The organism is Paenarthrobacter sp. OM7, assembly GCF_029873575.1.
Taxonomy (GTDB): Bacteria; Actinomycetota; Actinomycetes; order Actinomycetales; family Micrococcaceae; genus Arthrobacter.
Window position 1 is genome coordinate 1,593,688 of the sequence record NZ_CP123579.1, and the last position, 17,247, is coordinate 1,610,934.

Annotated in this window: 10 protein-coding genes; 4 read left to right on the forward strand and 6 right to left on the reverse strand. The window is 63.8% G+C overall.

The annotated features are described in order from the left end of the window. Nucleotides 1-200: 200 nt before the first annotated feature. Nucleotides 201-1,610 carry an MFS transporter gene (locus QEH68_RS07435; protein WP_207596883.1) on the forward strand — a complete coding sequence of 470 codons (1,410 nt, stop codon included), beginning with the start codon at nt 201-203 and terminating at the stop codon, nt 1,608-1,610. 68 nt (nt 1,611-1,678) lie between these two features. Here QEH68_RS07435 and QEH68_RS07440 read toward each other — a convergent pair whose 3' ends face one another. From QEH68_RS07440 to QEH68_RS07465, 6 genes are all read right to left on the reverse strand, one after another. Continuing rightward, nucleotides 1,679-3,550 carry a biotin carboxylase N-terminal domain-containing protein gene (locus tag QEH68_RS07440; protein WP_242703562.1) on the reverse strand — a complete coding sequence of 624 codons (1,872 nt, stop codon included), beginning with the start codon at nt 3,548-3,550 and terminating at the stop codon, nt 1,679-1,681. A 60-nt stretch (nt 3,551-3,610) separates the two neighbouring features. After that, complete coding sequence (locus QEH68_RS07445; protein WP_207596885.1) at nt 3,611-4,270, reverse strand: Maf family protein; 660 nt, start codon at nt 4,268-4,270, stop codon at nt 3,611-3,613. A 152-nt stretch (nt 4,271-4,422) separates the two neighbouring features. After that, nucleotides 4,423-6,948, reverse strand: coding sequence for an MMPL family transporter (locus QEH68_RS07450; RefSeq protein ID WP_280627568.1), 2,526 nt, complete (start codon nt 6,946-6,948; stop codon nt 4,423-4,425). 1 nt (nt 6,949) lies between these two features. Continuing rightward, the gene (locus QEH68_RS07455) at nt 6,950-7,672 is read right to left on the reverse strand and encodes a TetR family transcriptional regulator (RefSeq protein ID WP_207596887.1); all 723 of its coding nucleotides are present in this window, start codon (nt 7,670-7,672) and stop codon (nt 6,950-6,952) included. Between the two features lie 143 nt (nt 7,673-7,815). After that, nucleotides 7,816-8,319 carry a YbjQ family protein gene (locus tag QEH68_RS07460; protein WP_280627569.1) on the reverse strand — a complete coding sequence of 168 codons (504 nt, stop codon included), beginning with the start codon at nt 8,317-8,319 and terminating at the stop codon, nt 7,816-7,818. A gap of 92 nt (nt 8,320-8,411) precedes the next feature. Then, nucleotides 8,412-9,845 carry a dicarboxylate/amino acid:cation symporter gene (locus tag QEH68_RS07465; protein WP_089594257.1) on the reverse strand — a complete coding sequence of 478 codons (1,434 nt, stop codon included), beginning with the start codon at nt 9,843-9,845 and terminating at the stop codon, nt 8,412-8,414. A 342-nt stretch (nt 9,846-10,187) separates the two neighbouring features. Here QEH68_RS07465 and QEH68_RS07470 point away from each other — a divergent pair, with 342 nt between their 5' ends. The 3 genes from QEH68_RS07470 to QEH68_RS07480 all read left to right on the forward strand — a co-directional run bounded on the left by QEH68_RS07470 (nt 10,188) and on the right by QEH68_RS07480 (nt 16,679). Continuing rightward, nucleotides 10,188-10,469: a hypothetical protein gene (locus QEH68_RS07470; RefSeq protein WP_026547649.1), complete on the forward strand. Its 282-nt coding sequence runs from the start codon at nt 10,188-10,190 to the stop codon at nt 10,467-10,469. Nucleotides 10,470-10,632: 163 nt separating this feature from the next. Beyond that, on the forward strand, nt 10,633-16,323 hold the full coding sequence (locus QEH68_RS07475) for a DUF6531 domain-containing protein (protein WP_280627570.1): 5,691 nt from the start codon (nt 10,633-10,635) through the stop codon (nt 16,321-16,323). Next, complete coding sequence (locus QEH68_RS07480) at nt 16,323-16,679, forward strand: hypothetical protein (protein ID WP_280627571.1); 357 nt, start codon at nt 16,323-16,325, stop codon at nt 16,677-16,679. Before QEH68_RS07475 ends, QEH68_RS07480 begins: the two co-directional genes overlap by 1 nt. The last annotated feature ends 568 nt before the right edge of the window (nt 16,680-17,247 follow it).

Genomic DNA, 17,247 nt, shown 5'->3' on the forward strand with positions numbered 1-17,247 from the left:
CCCTATCGGCGGGGTCACCGGCGCGTGAGGCGCTGGTGAGGTAGTGTGGCGCGGACCACAGAGTGGGATTTTCCTGTATGTCCGCATGTTGGACTTAGTTGTCCAGTCAATGGACGGCGGGAACTATTATTGAACTCTCGAATATTCCTTGCCGGGAGCCTCTCGGGGCTTCGGCCGGCGTGAAAGAAAGCTGCAAATACATGTCTTCCACCGCACCATCCAAGGAAGGCGAGTCCACTAAGCCAGTGAACTCGCGGGGCAAGGTGATCTTCGCGAGCCTGATCGGCACGACGATCGAGTTCTACGACTTCTACGCCTATGCCACCGCGTCGGTACTCGTCTTCCCGAAGCTCTTCTTCCCGGACGCCACTGACATCAACGCGTTGCTCAGTGCGTTCGCCATTTTTGGCGTTGCCTTCTTCGCGCGGCCTGTCGGTGCCGTGGTCTTCGGCCACTTTGGTGACAAGATCGGCCGCAAGGGCACCCTGGTGGCGTCGTTGCTGACCATGGGTATTGCCACGTTCCTCATTGGTCTTCTGCCCACGGCCTCCATGCCGGGTTGGGCCATCCTTGCCCCGATCATGCTGGTCATCCTGCGGTTCTTCCAAGGCCTGGCTCTGGGCGGCGAATGGTCCGGCGCGGCTTTGCTGGCCACGGAGAACGCTCCCGAGGGAAAGCGTGCCATCTACGGAACGTTCCCGCAGCTTGGTGCTCCCATCGGATTCATCATCGCCAACGTCATCTTCATCTGGATGAACGTATCCTTGAGCGCCGAAGAATTCCTGGCCTGGGGCTGGAGGGTTCCGTTCCTCCTCAGCGCCGTCCTGGTGATCGTGGGCCTCTATGTTCGTTTGAAGCTGGTGGAAAGCGCGTCCTTCACCAAGGTCATCGAACAGGACAAGGTGCAGAAGCTGCCCCTCGCAGCCACCCTCAAGAGCCACTGGCGTCCGGTGGTGGCCGGTACGTTCATCATGTTTGCCACCTACGTGCTCTTCTACATCATGACCACGTTCACGCTGTCCTACGGCACCAAGCCCACCCTGGCCGGTGCACAGGCAGCGGCTGAAAAAGCCGGCAAGCCCATGACGGCCGACCAGATTGCCGCTTTCGTTCCCGGCCTGGGAATCACCCGGTCCGACTTCCTCTGGATGCTGATCATCGGCGTCGTCTTCTTCGGCATCTTCACCGTGGTCTCCGGGCCGCTCGCTGAGAAGTGGGGCCGGCGAAAGTTCCTGCTGGGCGTCACCGCCGGTATCTTCGTGTTCGGTGCCCTCTGGTTCACCATGTTCGGTCCCGGCCAGGCAGCGGCCATGGTTGGCCTCATTGTGGGCTTCACACTCATGGGCCTGACCTTCGGGCCCATGGCGGCCATCCTTCCTGAGTTGTTCCCGGCCAACGTCCGGTACACCGGATCAGCCGTGGCCTACAACCTGTCCTCCATGATTGGTGCCGCTCCGGCCTCGTTCGTAGCCATTGCGCTCTGGTCTGCAGCGAACGGCAGCACCTGGCTGGTGGGCGTCTACATGGCCGCCGCCGCAGTGGTGACCTTCATCGCGCTCTGGCTGACGCGCGAGACCAAGGACATGGACTACGAGAACAACGTGTCCTAAGCAGCCCAATAACGACGGCGGCTCCGCACCATTGGTGCGGAGCCGCCGTCGTTAAGGGGTACTTGGCGTTAGTCCTCGATGGTGGCGATAACTGCGCCGGCGGCAACAGTCTCGCCGGCCGTGGCAGCGAGGCCACGTACGGTGCCGGCCTTGTGGGCGGTGAGGGGCTGTTCCATCTTCATGGCTTCGAGAACCACGATCAGGTCGCCTTCAGCCACCACGTCGCCTTCAGCAGCTGCCACCTTGACGATGGTGCCCTGCATCGGTGAGGTAAGGGCGTTGCCACCGGCTGCAGCAGCCGCAGCGCCAGCTGAACGGGAGCGCTTCTTGGACTTGCCGGACTTGGTGCCCGGGCCGCTGGAAACTGCTGCGACACCGCCACCCAGGCCGGAGGGAAGGACCACCTCAAGGCGCTTGCCGCCCACCTCGACGACGACGCGCTGGCGCTCACCGGCGTCGGCAGTGTCTGTGCCGGCAGTGCTGGCAGACCACGCCGGGATGCTGTTGACGAACTCGGTTTCGATCCAGCGTGTGTGGACCTTGAACGGGCCCTCCGCCGGGGCGAAAGCGGGATCGGTCACCACCGCGAGGTCGAAGGGGATGACGGTGGGAATGCCCTCAACCACCATCTCCTCCAACGCCCGGCGTGAACGCTGGAGCGCTTGTTCGCGGGTGGCGCCGGTGATGATCAACTTGGAGAGCATGGAGTCGAAGTTGCCGCTGATCACGTCGCCCTGCTCCACGCCGGAATCGATCCGGACGCCGGGGCCGGTGGGGTTCTTCAGGGTGGTGATGGTGCCGGGGGCAGGCATGAAGTTGCGGCCCGGGTCCTCGCCGGTGATGCGGAACTCGAAGGAGTGGCCGCGGACCTCAGGGTCCTCATAGCCGAGGGCTTCGCCGCGGGCAATGCGGAACTGCTCGCGGACCAGGTCGATTCCCGTGACTTCCTCGGACACGCAGTGCTCCACCTGGAGGCGGGTGTTGACTTCGAGGAAGGAAATGGTGCCGTCCTGGCCCACCAGGAATTCACACGTTCCGGCGCCAAGGTAGTTGGCTTCCTTGAGGATGGCCTTGGAGGATTCGTAGAGTCGCTTGTTCTGCTCTTCGGTCAAGTACGGAGCGGGGGCTTCCTCGACGAGCTTCTGGTTACGGCGCTGCAGTGAGCAGTCGCGGGTGGAGACCACCACGACGTTGCCGAAAGCATCGGCCAGGCATTGGGTCTCGACGTGCCGCGGAGCATCGAGGAAGCGCTCGATGAAGCACTCGCCGCGGCCGAAAGCTGCAATGGCCTCCCGGACGGCCGATTCGTAGAGCTCGGGAATCTCGTCCATGGTGCGGGCGACCTTGATGCCGCGTCCGCCGCCGCCGAAGGCAGCTTTGATGGCGACCGGGAGGCCGAACTCTTCGGCAAACTTCAGGATTTCGTCGGCCGATTCCACCGGGTCAGCCGTGCCCGGGACCAGCGGAGCGCCCACCTTTTCGGCGATGTGGCGGGCCTGGACTTTGTCGCCGAGGGCCGAAATGGCCTCGGGGGAGGGTCCGATCCAGGTGATGCCGGCGTCGATGACTTTGGCAGCGAAATCGGCGTTCTCCGCCAGGAACCCGTATCCGGGATGGATCGCGTCCGCGCCGGACTGCTTGGCGACGTCGATGATCTTGTCCATTACCAAGTACGACTCAGCAGCCGTGTTGCCGCCCAAAGCATAGGCTTCGTCGGCCAGTCGGACATGGAGTGCGTCACGGTCAGGGTCGGCGTAGACCGCTACGGAGGCAATGCCTTCGTCCCGGGCGGCTCGAATGATGCGGACCGCGATTTCGCCGCGGTTGGCAATCAAGACCTTGGTAAGAGGGCTGGAAATGGGCTGCGCCGGGTTAGCTGACAAGTTGTTGACTCCTTCTGTCCTTGAGGAGCCTAGCGCGATTGTGAGGGTTCCGCCCATATTGATGGGGGATTCCGTGTGTGAGGCGATGTTCCTTTGTAGGGTTACTACAAATGTGTTCTACTGCTCATCGTTGTCCCACAGCTCGGTGATTCCCACGTTCGCGTGGACCAGCAAGTCCCGCAGCGTGGAGATGGAAAGCCCGACGACGGCGTGCGGGTCGCCGTTGACCTTGCGGATGAAGGCCCCACCCAGGCCGTCTATGGTGAAGGACCCGGCGCAGTGAAGGGGCTCTCCGGTGGCGATGTAGGCGTCGATCTCCCGTGGGCTCATCTGGGCAAAGTGGACCTCGGCGCTGGATACTCCGCCGACGGTAGCGCCGGTGCCTTCCGGGGCCTCATCGTCCTCGGCGTCAGCGGCAGTGTCCCGGCAGTCCACCAGCCAGTGACCGGTGTGCAGCACACCTTGCGAGCCACTCATACGCAACATCCGTTCCCGCGCGACCTCCGCGGTGTACGGCTTGCCATGGGACTCGCCGTCGAATTCGAATACTGAATCGCAACCGATGACCAGCGCACCTTCGGCTTCGGGGAGGGCGGCAACTGCCTCGGCCTTGGCCCGTGCCAGCAGGAGCGCGGTGTCGTGCGCGTCAGTCACTCCGTACTTAGCCTGAACAGCGTCCTCGTCAACGTCCGACACCAGGACGTCGTGCTGGATCCCGGCTTCCGTGAGCAGCTTGGTGCGGGCGGGGGACTGGGAGGCGAGAATCAATCGGGTCACGCCACCCAGCCTAATACGAACCCTCTCTCACTTCCCGCGTGCTTCCTGCCGACCCTCTCGCACATCCCACGTGCTTAAACCGAACGCTCACTCACTTGCCTCCAGCAAGTGAGTGAGCGTTCGTGAATATCGACTGCTATGTGAGAGACCGTTTAGTGGACGAGTTCTCCGGCGTCGGCCTTCCTGCGGTCGCTGCGCTCCAGCTTGGCGCCTTCAACATCGACGTCCGGAAGAACACGTTCCAGCCACTTGGGCAGCCACCAGGCCTTCTCGCCCAGAAGATACATCACAGCGGGAACGATGGTCATGCGGACGACGAAGGCATCAATCAGCACACCGAAGGCCATGGCGAAGCCCAGCGGCCGGACCATCGTGAGGTGGCTGAAGATGAAGCCGGAGAACACACTGACCATGATGATCGCGGCGGCAGTGACCACGGCGGAGGCATGGCTGAAACCGGAGCGGACCGCGTGTTTGGCGGACTCGCCGTGCATAAACGACTCCCGCATACCCGACGTGATAAACACCTGGTAGTCCATGGCGAGTCCGAACAGCACCCCGATCAGGATGATGGGCAGGAAGCTCAGGACGGCGCCCGGGTTGGCGACGTCGAAGATCCCTCCGAGCCAGCCCCACTGGTAGACGGCAACTACGGCACCGAAGGCAGCGGCCAGCGAGAGCAGGAATCCGCCCGTGGCCAGCAACGGCACAACGATCGAGCGGAACACCAGGAGCAGCAAGAGCAAGGACAGCCCGACGACGATTGCCAAGTACGGCGGCAACGCGGCTCCGAGCTTGTTGGAAACGTCAATGTTGCCCGCGGTTTGTCCGGTCAGGCCGATTTTCACGTCAAGGTCGTCGCTGATCACTGCACCCTTGGCGCGGAGATCGGACACCACCTGCACGGTGCCCGCACTGGCCGGGCCTTCCTTGGGAATGACTTGGAAGACTGCGGTACGGCGGTCTTCGCTCAGCGCGATCGGTACAGCCGCGATGACGTTTCCTACACTGCGAAGTTCGTCCGCGACATCGAACTGCTTGTTCTTGGCGTCGTTTTCGCTGAGGCCTTCAGGGAATTCGCCGACGACGACGATCGGGCCGGTGACGCCTTCGCCGAAGCTGCTGCGGGTGAGGTCATAGGCCTTGAAGGCCTGCGAATCGACCGGCTCGGAGCCGCCGTCGGGAAGTGCCAACCGAAGCTGGGAAGCCGGCAACGCAACGGCTCCGAGAAGGACGACGCTGAGGACTAATGCAACCCACGGGTGACGCGTCACCATGCCGCCCCAGCCCCCGCTGCTTCGCTTCTCTTCGAGTTCGCGATCGGCAGCTTCGTGGCCGGGCTCGGCGTTGTGCTTGGCAGCCTTGGCCCAAGCACGCTTGGAGATGAGTCGGCGGCCGATCAGGGCCAGCACGGCGGGCGTCAGGGTCAAGGCGACGACGACGGCGACAGCAACGGTCGCTGCGGCCGCAACACCCATCACAGCGAGGAAGGGCAGCCCCGGGACCACGAGGGCTGCCAAGGCGATGATGACGGTGAGACCGGCGAACAACACAGCGTTACCTGAAGTACCCGTAGCCAAGGCAGCGGATTCCTCCGCGTCCATGCCGGCCAGAAGCTGGGTGCGGTGTCGGTTGACGATGAACAGGGAGTAGTCAATACCAACCGCGAGGCCGAGCATCAGGGCAAGCATCGGGGAGATGGAGCTCATGTCGATGACGCTGGTCAGTGCGAACGTTCCGCCGACACCTACAGCTACGCCGATCAGGGCCATCAGGAGAGGAAGCCCGGCCGCGATGAGTGTGCCGAGCATGAGGATCAGCACCAAGGCCGCGACTGCGACGCCCACGATTTCAGCAATACCGAAGATCTCCGAGACATCTTCGGTGATTTCCTTGCTGGCGTAGGCCGTGACGCCAGCGGAAGAAACTCCGTGGACGATCTCCTGAACCTCTTCGCGGACGGCGGGGTCAACGGCGTTGATGGAGGTCTTGAACTGGACCTGGGCTACCGCTGCTTTGTTGTCGCTGGACACAAAACGGAGGCCTTCGGAGGCTTCGAGCTGTCGCTTGCCCAGAGCCAATGTGGCGGCGCCGTCGGCAGCTTCCTTGGCTCCGGCGTCGAGCTTTTCCTTGTTGGCAGCAAGTTCTGCGCGCTGCGGCGCCAACTGGGCTTCAATCTGGGCGGGTGTGAGGCCAGAGGCAGCGAGTTGCTGCTCCACCCCGGCGAGTTGCGCCTCGCCGGCCTCCAGCTGCGCGCGGGAAGTATCAAGCTGTGCCTTGCCCTCGGCGGCCTTGGCTTCACCGGCCGCGATCTCGCCGGCGGACTTGTCCAACTGCTCCTGTGTGGTGAACGGGTTCACCGTTCCCTGCACGTCAGGCATGGCCTCGAGTTTGGTCAACGCAGCGGCTACTGCGTCCTTTTTGGCTTGGTCGAATCCGCCGTTCCCGGCGTCGAAGACCACGCTGGCGGAGCCTCCCGAAGAATCAGGGAGCGCTTCCTTGAGTTTGTCGGCCATCTGCTGGGTTTCGGTGCCCGGGATGGTGAAGTTGTTGGACATGGTGCCGTGGAAGGCTGCGGCCGAGCCGCCCACCGCCACCATGACGGCCAGCCAGATGGAGATGACCAGCCAGCGGCGCCGATACGAAAACTTGCCGAGACGGTAGAGGAACGAGGCCATGTCAGAACCGATCTGTGGTGGTTGGAACGGAGGGGGAGGCTGCTGAGACTTGGACGGACGCGTCCGACGGCGGCGCGAAGCCGGCGCCCAGGAGGCCCATCGCATCGATGAGGTGCTGGCGAAGTACCGCGAGGGATTCCGCCGAGAGATCAGGGCCGCGATCGGCGAACCAGACGGTCATTGCGGCCTTGCCGCAGGAGATCACTGAGCCCGCCAAGGCATGGAGGTAGAGCTCACTGATGCCGGCGCCGAGTCTGCTGCGGGCGGCTTCAATGATCTGCTCGGTGCAGTGCTCCCAGGCTTCAAGCTCGGAGCGGGCCAGTTGCCGGTTGTCGTGGGTCAGGCTGAAGAGTTCGGCCATGGGTGCCACGGACATGGGATCGGCCAGCGCCATGAGGGCTGCCTGGGCGGATTCGAGAATTGACTCGTCCGCCGGGCGTAGCCGGAACTGCTCCAAGGCGTGGTCCATGAAGCCGTCGGCAACGGATGCCAAGGCGGCTTCGAGGCTGGGGAAGTAGTTGAAGAAGGTTCGTCGTGAGACGCCGGCGCTGGCTGCGATGTCTTCCACGGTGAAATTGCCGGACCCTTTGCTACGCAAAAGGCCCAAGGCTGCGGAAGCGATGGAACTGCGGGTGGCCGCCTTGTTGAGTTCGCGCCTGGAGGGGGCGCTGGGCTCGGAAGGAGACGATTCCGCAGCGGCTTCCTGGCTACTGGTTTGAGTCACATACTTACACTAAGTGCAAGTTTGCACTCTGCGCAATGTGAGCGTGCCCGTGCCCCTGATACTCAAAGTCCCGCCCTCGTTCGCTCAGCTCGCCGCTGGGCGGCGAGGGGACGAAGGAGGGCGGGACCTTTGGGCTGATCCGACTAGAACTGGTGAGGCTGGGCCGGGGGAGTCGGCGGGGTAAATTGCTGCTGCTGGGCTGGCTGCTGCGGCTGGGTGAACTGCTGCTGGTGGGCTGGCTGCTGCGGCTGTGTCGGCTGAGCGGGCTGTTGCGTGGCCGTCTCGGTCAGATAGACCGACTGTCCCGTAGCTCCGGGTTCGCCTTCACCCAACGGCAGGACGTACACGGCGGTGCCGTACGCGCAGACTTCGGTCCAGTTGGTGCCCATTTCAGAGGTGTCGAACCGCATGGCGACGATGGCATTGGCGCCACGTTGCTGCGCTTCGTTGACCATGCGTGCCATAACTTCCTGGCGGCTTTCATAGAGTGCCTTGGTCATTTCGGGCAGTTCGCCGCCGCCGAGGGAGCGGAAGCCGGCCAGCATTTGCGAGCCGATGTCCCGTGAGCGGACGGTGAGACCCATGACTTCGCCGAAGACGGCGTCGATCCGGTGGCCTGGGATTTCATTGGAAGTGACGATCAACATGGTCCGAGCCTATCCAGAGTTGACCCCTTTAACGGGGAAATCCCCCGGGGAGAACTCCCCGGGGGATTTGCGCCGTTTCAAAGGGACTGAAATTAGGCCTTCGAGTCGGCCAATTCGCGATGGTCCGCTTCGGCTGCTGCCTTGTCGGCGGCGTACTCGTCGGCAAAGGCGGCACCGTTGCGGGGTGCGTTGTACAGCGATTCATCCAGGATGCCCTGGCGCTTGGCCACGATGGCCGGGACCAGTGCCTGGCCCGCCACGTTGACGGCGGTCCGGCCCATGTCCAGGATGGGGTCGATGGCCAGCAGGAGGCCGACGCCGGCCAGCGGCAGTCCCAGCGTGGACAGCGTCAGCGTGAGCATGACGACGGCGCCGGTGGTACCGGCGGTAGCGGCCGAACCAAGGACGGAGACCAGAACGATCAGCAGGTACTGGCTGAAGTCAAGGTTGATGCCGAAGAACTGTGCCACGAAGATGGCTGCGATCGCCGGGTAGATCGCTGCGCAACCGTCCATCTTGGTGGTGGCGCCCAGCGGCACGGCGAAGGAAGCGTAGCCGGAGGGGACGCCGAGGTTCCGTTCAGTGACGCGCTGCGTGAGCGGCAGCGTGCCAATGGACGAGCGGGAAACGAACGCCAGCTGCACGGCCGGCCACACTCCGGAGAAGTACTGCTTGATGGAGAGCCCGTGAATGCGCACCAGGATGGGGTAGAGGACGAAGAGCACCAAGGCCAGGCCGATGTAGATGGCCGCAGTGAACTTGCCCAAAGAACCGATAGTGTCCCAGCCGTAGATGGCCACAGCGTTACCGATCAGTCCTACTGTGCCCAGCGGAGCGAGGCGGATGATCCACCACAGGACCTTTTGGATGACGGCCAGCGCTGAAGCGTTGAACGTCAGGAAGGCCTCGGCCTGCTTGCCAACCTTGAGGGCAGCAACACCGATCGCGATCGCAATGACCAGGATCTGCAGCACGTTGAAGTTGACGGCAGTGCTGACGGTGGTGGCAGCGTTGGCGCTCTCGGTCACAGTGGAGCTGGCGCCGAGTCCCAGGAAGTTCTTCGGGAAGAGGCCGATCAGGAAGGCCCACCAGTCACCGGTCTTGCCAGCGTACTTGGCTTCTTCTGTAATGCCGGTAGCTGCGCCCGGCTGCAGGAGTACGCCCAGGCCGATGCCGATCAGAACCGATACCAGCGAGGTGATCGCGAACCAGAGCAGTGTGTTCCATGCCAATCGGGCGGCGTTGGACACCTGGCGCAGGTTGGCGATGGAGCTCACCACAGCGGTGAAAATCAAAGGTACGACGGCGGTCTGCAGCAAGGAGACGTAGCTGGAGCCGATCGTCTGGAGAGTAGCCCCCAGGGCATTGGGGGCGGTCTTGGTGCTGCCCGTGTACTTGGCGATGAGGCCAAGGATGAGGCCCACAATGAGGGCTGCAATGATCTGGACGCCGAAGGAACCGGCCCACTTGGGGAGCCGGAAGCCGCTCTTGCCAGCTGCTGGGGATGTGTTGGTTGAGGTGCTCACCGGAACACGTTAGGTGCAGTGCCAATAACATAGCGAACGGACGTTGAGAAATGTTACGTGCGCAAAAGTTATTCCCGCGGTTTTGTGACGTTGATCTCAGTCGAGGGCGTTCGGGCCGGATTGCAAGGCCGTGGATCCCGTCTTTGCGGTCATGGTCGCTAAAAAGGGACTCGCATGGTGACGACTGTTGCAGCGGAGCGCGGAACGTCCGCTGGCGTTACCCCGCGCGGTTTGTCTGTTTGTTGGATTTATTCGGTGGTGTTGGTAGTTTAGGCATCGTCTGGTCGCCTGGGCTGGTTTTGGTTTGGGTGTTGCGATTGTTCTTATTGGGAGGAAAGTTCTATGTCGCGTGTGTTGTCTACTGAGCAGGCCAAGGCTGCTATTGGTCAGGTGCAGTCGATTATTACTGGTGGGTTTACGGATCAGATTTCGGCGTTGGATGCGCAGGGTCGTGTGTTGTCGGATCCGAATGTGTGGGATGGGCCGTTGGCTGCTGAGTTCCGTGGTTCGACGTGGCCGGAGACGAAGGCTGCGTTGGATAAGGCCAAGGAAGAGCTGGAGCAGTTGCGCGGTCAGTTGCAGAAGATTTCGCAGGATATTTTCTCTGCTGGTGGCGGGGCCTGATTCCTTTTTAGGTGTGAGTGTGGGGGCCGGGTGATCGTGCCGCGCTGATGCGTGGTGTGGTTGCCCGGCCGTTGCGCTGTGGTGGTTGTGCGCTCTGTTGTGGTGCGGGTTTTGTGGGTTGTTGGGTTTTGTTCGCGTTCTTGTTCTGTGGGGGGCTGTGGTTGTGACCGAGTTCGTTGAGATGCCGTTGTTGCCGGATTCCGATGGTGCCCATGGTGGCCGGTTTGTGTATGGGGTTGCCGAGTCGGTGAAGGGTGCTTTTGAGTCCGCAGCGTCGCGGGTTTTGGAGCATTCGGGGTCGCGGACGCCGTTGGTGACCGGGGCGGGGGAGGATTTCCGGGGGCATTTTTCGGAGGTGTTCGCGGCGAACGCGGCTACGGCGTCCCGGGACGCGGAGTCCCTGGCCGCGGCGCTGCGGAAAGTCGCGGAGTATGTGGGCACCATGATCGAGCGTGCGCGGGAAGAGGATGACAGGCGTCGGGAGAACAACGAGTGGGTGCGGCGGCATAACAACCGCAATCTTTTCGAGCTGATCGGGGATGCGTGGGGTGGTGAGCCGGCGCGTCCGAATATGGAGCCCGGCAGTGCGCCGTCGTTCCCTTCGGAGTCTCCGGCGTCGGGGCGGCGGGAGACCCCGGGCCCGGGTGGCGGGTACGGGGGCGGGACGTCCTCGGCCCGTCCGGAGTCGTTGCGGAGTTTCGCTGCGGGTTCCCGTGGCCTGGATGACGGGATCGCGTCGGTGCCGGGGTCCTTGGAGTCGGAGTTGTCTTCGTTCGCGGACCGGTGCGGGTGGGGCCGGATCGACGCCGCTGGTGTGGTGACGGCGTTCCGGGAGTATTTGCGGTTGAACGAGGCGGACGCGGCGTGGGCGGTGGTGGTCGCGGACGCGTTCGCTGCCGCCGGCAGCGAGGGCGCGGTCTCGACCCTCTCGGACGCGGCGGTGAACGAGGCACTGGCCGCGGCCGGGGTCTCGGCGAACCGGACGGGCCTGGTCATTGACCCGCCCACCGCGGCCGGGGCGATGCCCTCGTCCGGGTATGCGAATGATCCGGTGAACACGGCCACGGGTAACTTCATTGAACCCGAAACAGATCTTGGGTTCGCCGGGGCCAGCTCGGACCTGGTTCTCACCCGGATGTATAACTCCCTCGGTTCCGGCCTGGACACTGTTGGGGTGTTTGGTCCTGGGTGGGCCTCGGTCCTGGACCAGCACCTGGTCCTGACCGATGAGGGCTGCCGCTGGGTGCTGGCTGACGGCCGGGCGGTGGACTTCCCCCGCGAGGGTGCAGGCTGGGCCCGTGCGGTCGGGGAGAATTACTGGCTCACCCGCGAAGATGCCGGCACACCGTGGTTGGCGGAGCTGTCCTCGGTCCCTACAGGTGTCTCCGAGGTGTTGGTCGTGACCGATAACCAGGGCGGTTGGTGGGCTTACACGATCGCCGGGGTGTGGCTCGGGACCGGGGCGGGGTCCGGCCGGACCATCTCCGCCCACCGCCACACACCGGCTGCGCCGGATGCGGAGAGTTCGGTCGATGGCGGCGTGCCGGGGGTGGTTGACCGGTTGGTGCATGTCCGGGGCCGGTTCGTGGAGATCGACTACGTCGGTGGTGTTGTCGCGGTGGTTCGTTCATCGGATGGGCGGCGGGTTGAGTATGGTTACGACGCCACGGGCCGGTTGGTCACGGTGGGCACGGAGGCCGGCACGAGGGTGTATCGGTGGAACGAGCAGGGTCTGATCGCCTCGGTGGTTTCTGCTGCGGGTGTGGTGGAGGCCGAGAACAGCTATGACGAGGCCGGCCGTGTGGTTTGGCAGGTCACACAGCATGGGCGGCGGACGAGGTTCGCGTATTTACCGGGCCGGGTCACGGTGGTCTCCGATGAGGACGGGTCCCGGTCCAATTCCTGGGTCGCTGATTCCAAGGGCCGGCTGGTGGGGGTGTTGGACGCGGAGGACCGGCGCCAGTCCATGTCCTATGACGGACACGGGAACTTGGTGTCTTTGACCGAGCGGGACGGCGCGGTCACGGTCCACGGTTACGACACCCGCGGCCGGAAGATCCGCACCGTCACCCCCGAAGGCGCGGACCTGACCTACGGGTGGGACGAACACGACCGTCTGAGGACCTTGGTCACCGCATCCGGTGCCGTCGTGGCCTATGAGTACGCCGATGACCTGTCCCGGGACCCGTCCGTGATCGTGGACCCGCTGGGCGGCCGGACCGAACTGGTATGGCGGGACGGGCTCCTGACCCAGGTCACAGACCCGGTCGGGGTCACTATTGGTTTTGAGTACGACGGGTTCGGGGACCTGATCGGAACCCGTAACGCAGCCGGCGACACCGCCCGGATCATCCGGGACCGGGCGGGTCGTCCGGTGACGGCGTTGAGCCCGTCGGGGGCTGAGACCCGGTTCAGTTACGACGCTGCCGGGGTGCTGACACGCCGGGTGGACCCGGACGGGGCGGTGTGGGCGTTCGAGCACGACGCCGCGGGCCGGACCACCGTAATGGTTGCCCCTGATGGGGGCCGGACGGTGTTCGAGTACGCCCCCAACGGGGAACTGTCCCGCACCACCGACCCGCTCGGGCGCAGTATCGAGCGGGTGGTTGATGAGCTCGGGAACCTCACCGCGGCGGTGTTGCCGGACGGGGGCAGGTGGGGGTTCACCCATGACAACCTCTCCCGGCTCATCGCGGTGACGGACCCGGGCGGGCATGACTGGGTGAGGGAGTACGACACGGTCGGTGCCCTCACCGCCGTCGTTGATCCGACCGGTGTCCGGACCGGAGCGGTCACGGACCGGTCCAACGGGACGGCGTCCCTGACCGATGCGTTCGCCACGAATACTTACAGTTTTGATGAGTACGGCCGCCCCACGAAAATCGAATCTGTCGACGGGTCCGCGGAGCTAGTGTCTTATGACGCGGCGGGGAACCCGGTTGAGTTGGTTGATGGTGAGGGCGGGTTGACGGTCCTGGGCCGCGACGCTGCCGGGAAGATCACCTCGATCACCTCCCCGACCGGGGCGGTGACCCGGTTCGAGTACGACCACTGCGGCCGACCCTTCCGCAGTGTTGACCCGGTCGGGGCGGTCACGGAACTGTCCTACAACCCGGACCAGCGCCTCATCGCGAGGAGACTGCCGAGCGGTGAGGTCGAAACCTTCGCCTACGACGCGTGTGGTCGGTTGACCGCGAGGCATACTCCGGGGGAGGGGACGGCCCGGTACGGGTACGACCGGTGCGGGCGGCTGAGCTTCGCCCAGGATTCCTGGTACGGGACCCGCCGCTTTGAATACAACCTTGCCGGGGAGTTGACCGGGACCATCAACGGGGTCGGGGGTAGGACCGGGTTCGAGTACGACACCCGCGGCCGCCTCACCAGGATCACCGACCCCGTGGGTGGGGTGACCACCCGGACGTATACGGCCACGGACCAGGTCGATTCGGTGACGGACCCGCTGGGGAGGGTCACCACGGCGACGTATGACCCGGCGGGGCGGCAGCTCTCCCAAACGGACCCGGACGGGCACACCACCACCTGGAGCTACGACCCCGCCGGGCGGGAAGCGTCGACCTCGGTGGACGGGGCACTGATCGCCGCCATCGAACGTGACCTGGCGGGCCGGCGGGTGGTCATCACGGACCACACCGGTGGGGCGGGGTATGCGGTGGAGCACGAACTGTGCTTTGACCGGCGCGGACTCCTCACCCGAAAGTCCAACGGGAACGGCAACGGGAACGGGACGCTGTCATGGGAGTACGACGGTGACGGGAACCGCACCGCCTTCACCGACCCCACCGGCACCACCACCCGCTACACCCGCGACCCCGCAGGCCGGGTCGTGAAGGTCTCGAACCCGTTGCTCGGGGACGCGGCCTTCACCCACGACGGCTCCGGGCGGATCACCACCGCGACCGCGGGCCAGTACACCCAGGAATGGGCGTACCGGGGAGGGAACCTCGTAGAGCACACCCGCACCCGCACCAACAACGACAGCAACACTCCGGGCGTGGCTGATGTGACCCTCATCGGTCGTGAGGACGGCGGCAGGATCACCGCCCTGTCCCGGAACGGGGTCGTGACCCGGTACGGGTACGACACCGCCGGTCAAATGGTCGCCGCCGCCACCACCACCACCACCACCGTGACTGACTCGGAGGCCTCGGCGTCGGTGGTGGGGTGGGAGTACGACGCCGGCGGGCGGCTTCTCCGCGAAACCACCCCCACCGGGGCACGCACCTTCGCCTATGACGCCGCAGGGCAGCTCCTAACTGTCACGGAACCTGATGGTTCGGTCACCGAGTACGTATATGACGGGTTGGGTAGGCGGGTCCGGGTGATCGGGGCGGACGGGTCCTGGACCGAATACGCCTGGGGACCCACCGGCTACCTCACCGGCACCATCGAAAAAGACCCGGACGGGGCCGAACGAAACCGGCGCCGGCTCCACGTTGACGCGCTCGGTGAACTCGCCACCGTGGACGGGACGCCGTTGTGGTGGGACACCGCCGCGCCCGTGCCGACCCTGGCCGGTGCCAACACCACGCAGGTGGTCTCCCTGCCCGGCGGGGTCACCGGCATCGGCGACGCGTGGACCGCGCCCGGGTGGCGTGCCGCCCGCCCGACCGACCAGTACGACCCCTGGGCCGTCCTCGGCATTCTCACCACCCCGCACCCCACCCCCGGAACCACCACAACAAACGGTGCCGGTGCCGGTGCTGGTGCGGGTTTGGGTGCCGGTGGTGTGTTGCCCGCCGGGATCGGCCTGACCGCTGGTGGCGGGATCGACATCGCCGGACTCGAATGGCTCGGCAAACGCGCCTACGACCCGGCTACCCGGGGCTTCCTTTCCACCGACCCTCTCGCCCCTGTCCTCGGCGCGGGCTGGGACGGGAACCCCTACGCCTACGCCGGGAACAACCCCCTCAACACTTCTGACCCCACCGGCCTGCGACCCCTGACCGACGCGGACCTGAAAGCCTACGACGGCTCCTCCCGCGGCGCCCTCGCCGCCACCGGAGACTGGCTCGGAGACAACTGGGAATACGTCGTCGGCGGTGCCGCTGTGGTCGGCGGGGCCGTGCTGATGTTCGTCCCCGGCGGCCAAGTCGCGGGCATGGGATTGATGAGCTTCGGCGCCGACGTAGTCATCCAAAAAGCAACCACCGGCCAAGTCAACTGGGGCCAAGCCGCGATCTCCGGCGGCCTCGGCATGATCGGCGGCGGGGTCGGGATGATGGCGGGCAAACTCGTCAACAATCCCGTGGCCCGGATGGCCGTGGAAAACGGAGTTGAAGGGGCGATCAGCGGAGCCGGGGGCTACCTCACCGGCCCAGGACCCCACACCCCAACGGGCCTCCTCGGCGCAACAGCCCTCGGCGGAGGAACAGGCGCACTCCCTATCGGAGGCACGGGTAGCAAGCTTGATATAACATCAGCACCATTTACCAAGCTTGGGGACCTCCCGACCACACCCGATGTGATTCCGCCTGCGTCCATTCGCTTCAGCCAATCCTCAGTTAACGGAACCCAAGAAATAATTGAGAATATGAGGGCCAACGGATGGAAGGGCGATCCCATCGACGTGGTGCGAATGACCGATGGAGGACTTACAACGATCGACAATACGAGGTTGTTAGCTGCTCATTACAGTAATATTGATGTACTGGCCAACATACATCCACACGATGCCGCCATCCCGGGGAGCCATGCGGTTCGATTCCCGGGGCGAAATGATGAGATGCCGGTGACATGGGGTGATGCTGTCGAGAACAGAATAAGTTCACAAAATAGTCGTTTCAGGAATACTTATCCAAATGGATCACCATTGACAGGATGGATTGGGAACTAATGAACGCTTTTCTTTCGAATCAGTATCTGCCGCCTAAGTTTGAATATCCTAGCTTCTATAGAAGGCTTGTTGAGCTAAATCTCACTAATCTTGAGCCTTGGCGAATACTTCATGATCAGTTGCTGGCACAACGAGCAGTGGGATTAAAAGGGCGGTATCCCTCACGTGTACTCGTTCCGTTCGCGCGGCGGGTGGACTCCGACGATGTTGCTTGCTGGGACATTGACGCGGGTTTTGGTGCGATCTCCGTCGTGCATGATTTTGCGGATCCTGGATGGGAGCAGAGGGAAAAATACGGCGATATCACTGATTGGTTTCGCAAAGCTATCGAAGATTTGATTGAGTTTGAGCAATAGCCGCCGAAGCCTTTGGGCTGATGTGGACATGCGAGACTCTAATTGCAGCCGTTATCCTGCGGTTCAGCCCGATCCGCGTGCCAGCTCGACAGGCAACTTGCCCCAATCTGGCACTCTTTCGTTGACCTGGAAGCCGGCTGGGGAATCGGAAGTTTAACGACTTCGGAGCGTAGATGAGCAGTCGACCAAGCCCGTCAGAAATCAGCCGCGTGTTGTCCCATGCCCTCCGGCATGCCCCGGGAGAGTATTCCTTGGTGCTGGATCCAGAGGGATGGGTGTCGGTAAAGGAGCTACTTGATGCTTTGCGTGGGCTAGGACATGGATGGGAGTCTCTCGACGAGAGGACACTCAGTGAGGTGCTGGAAGCGGCGGAGAAGAAGCGTCACCAGATGGAGGATGGTCGGATACGAGCACTGCATGGCCACTCTGTTCCCGTGGTTGCATTGAGGGAGCCGGGTCAGCCACCGCCCGTCCTTTTCCATGGGACGGCGCCCGCCAGTGTTGATCTGATCAAAGCGTCTGGAATCTTACCGATGCAACGGCAATATGTTCACCTGGCAGAAACAGT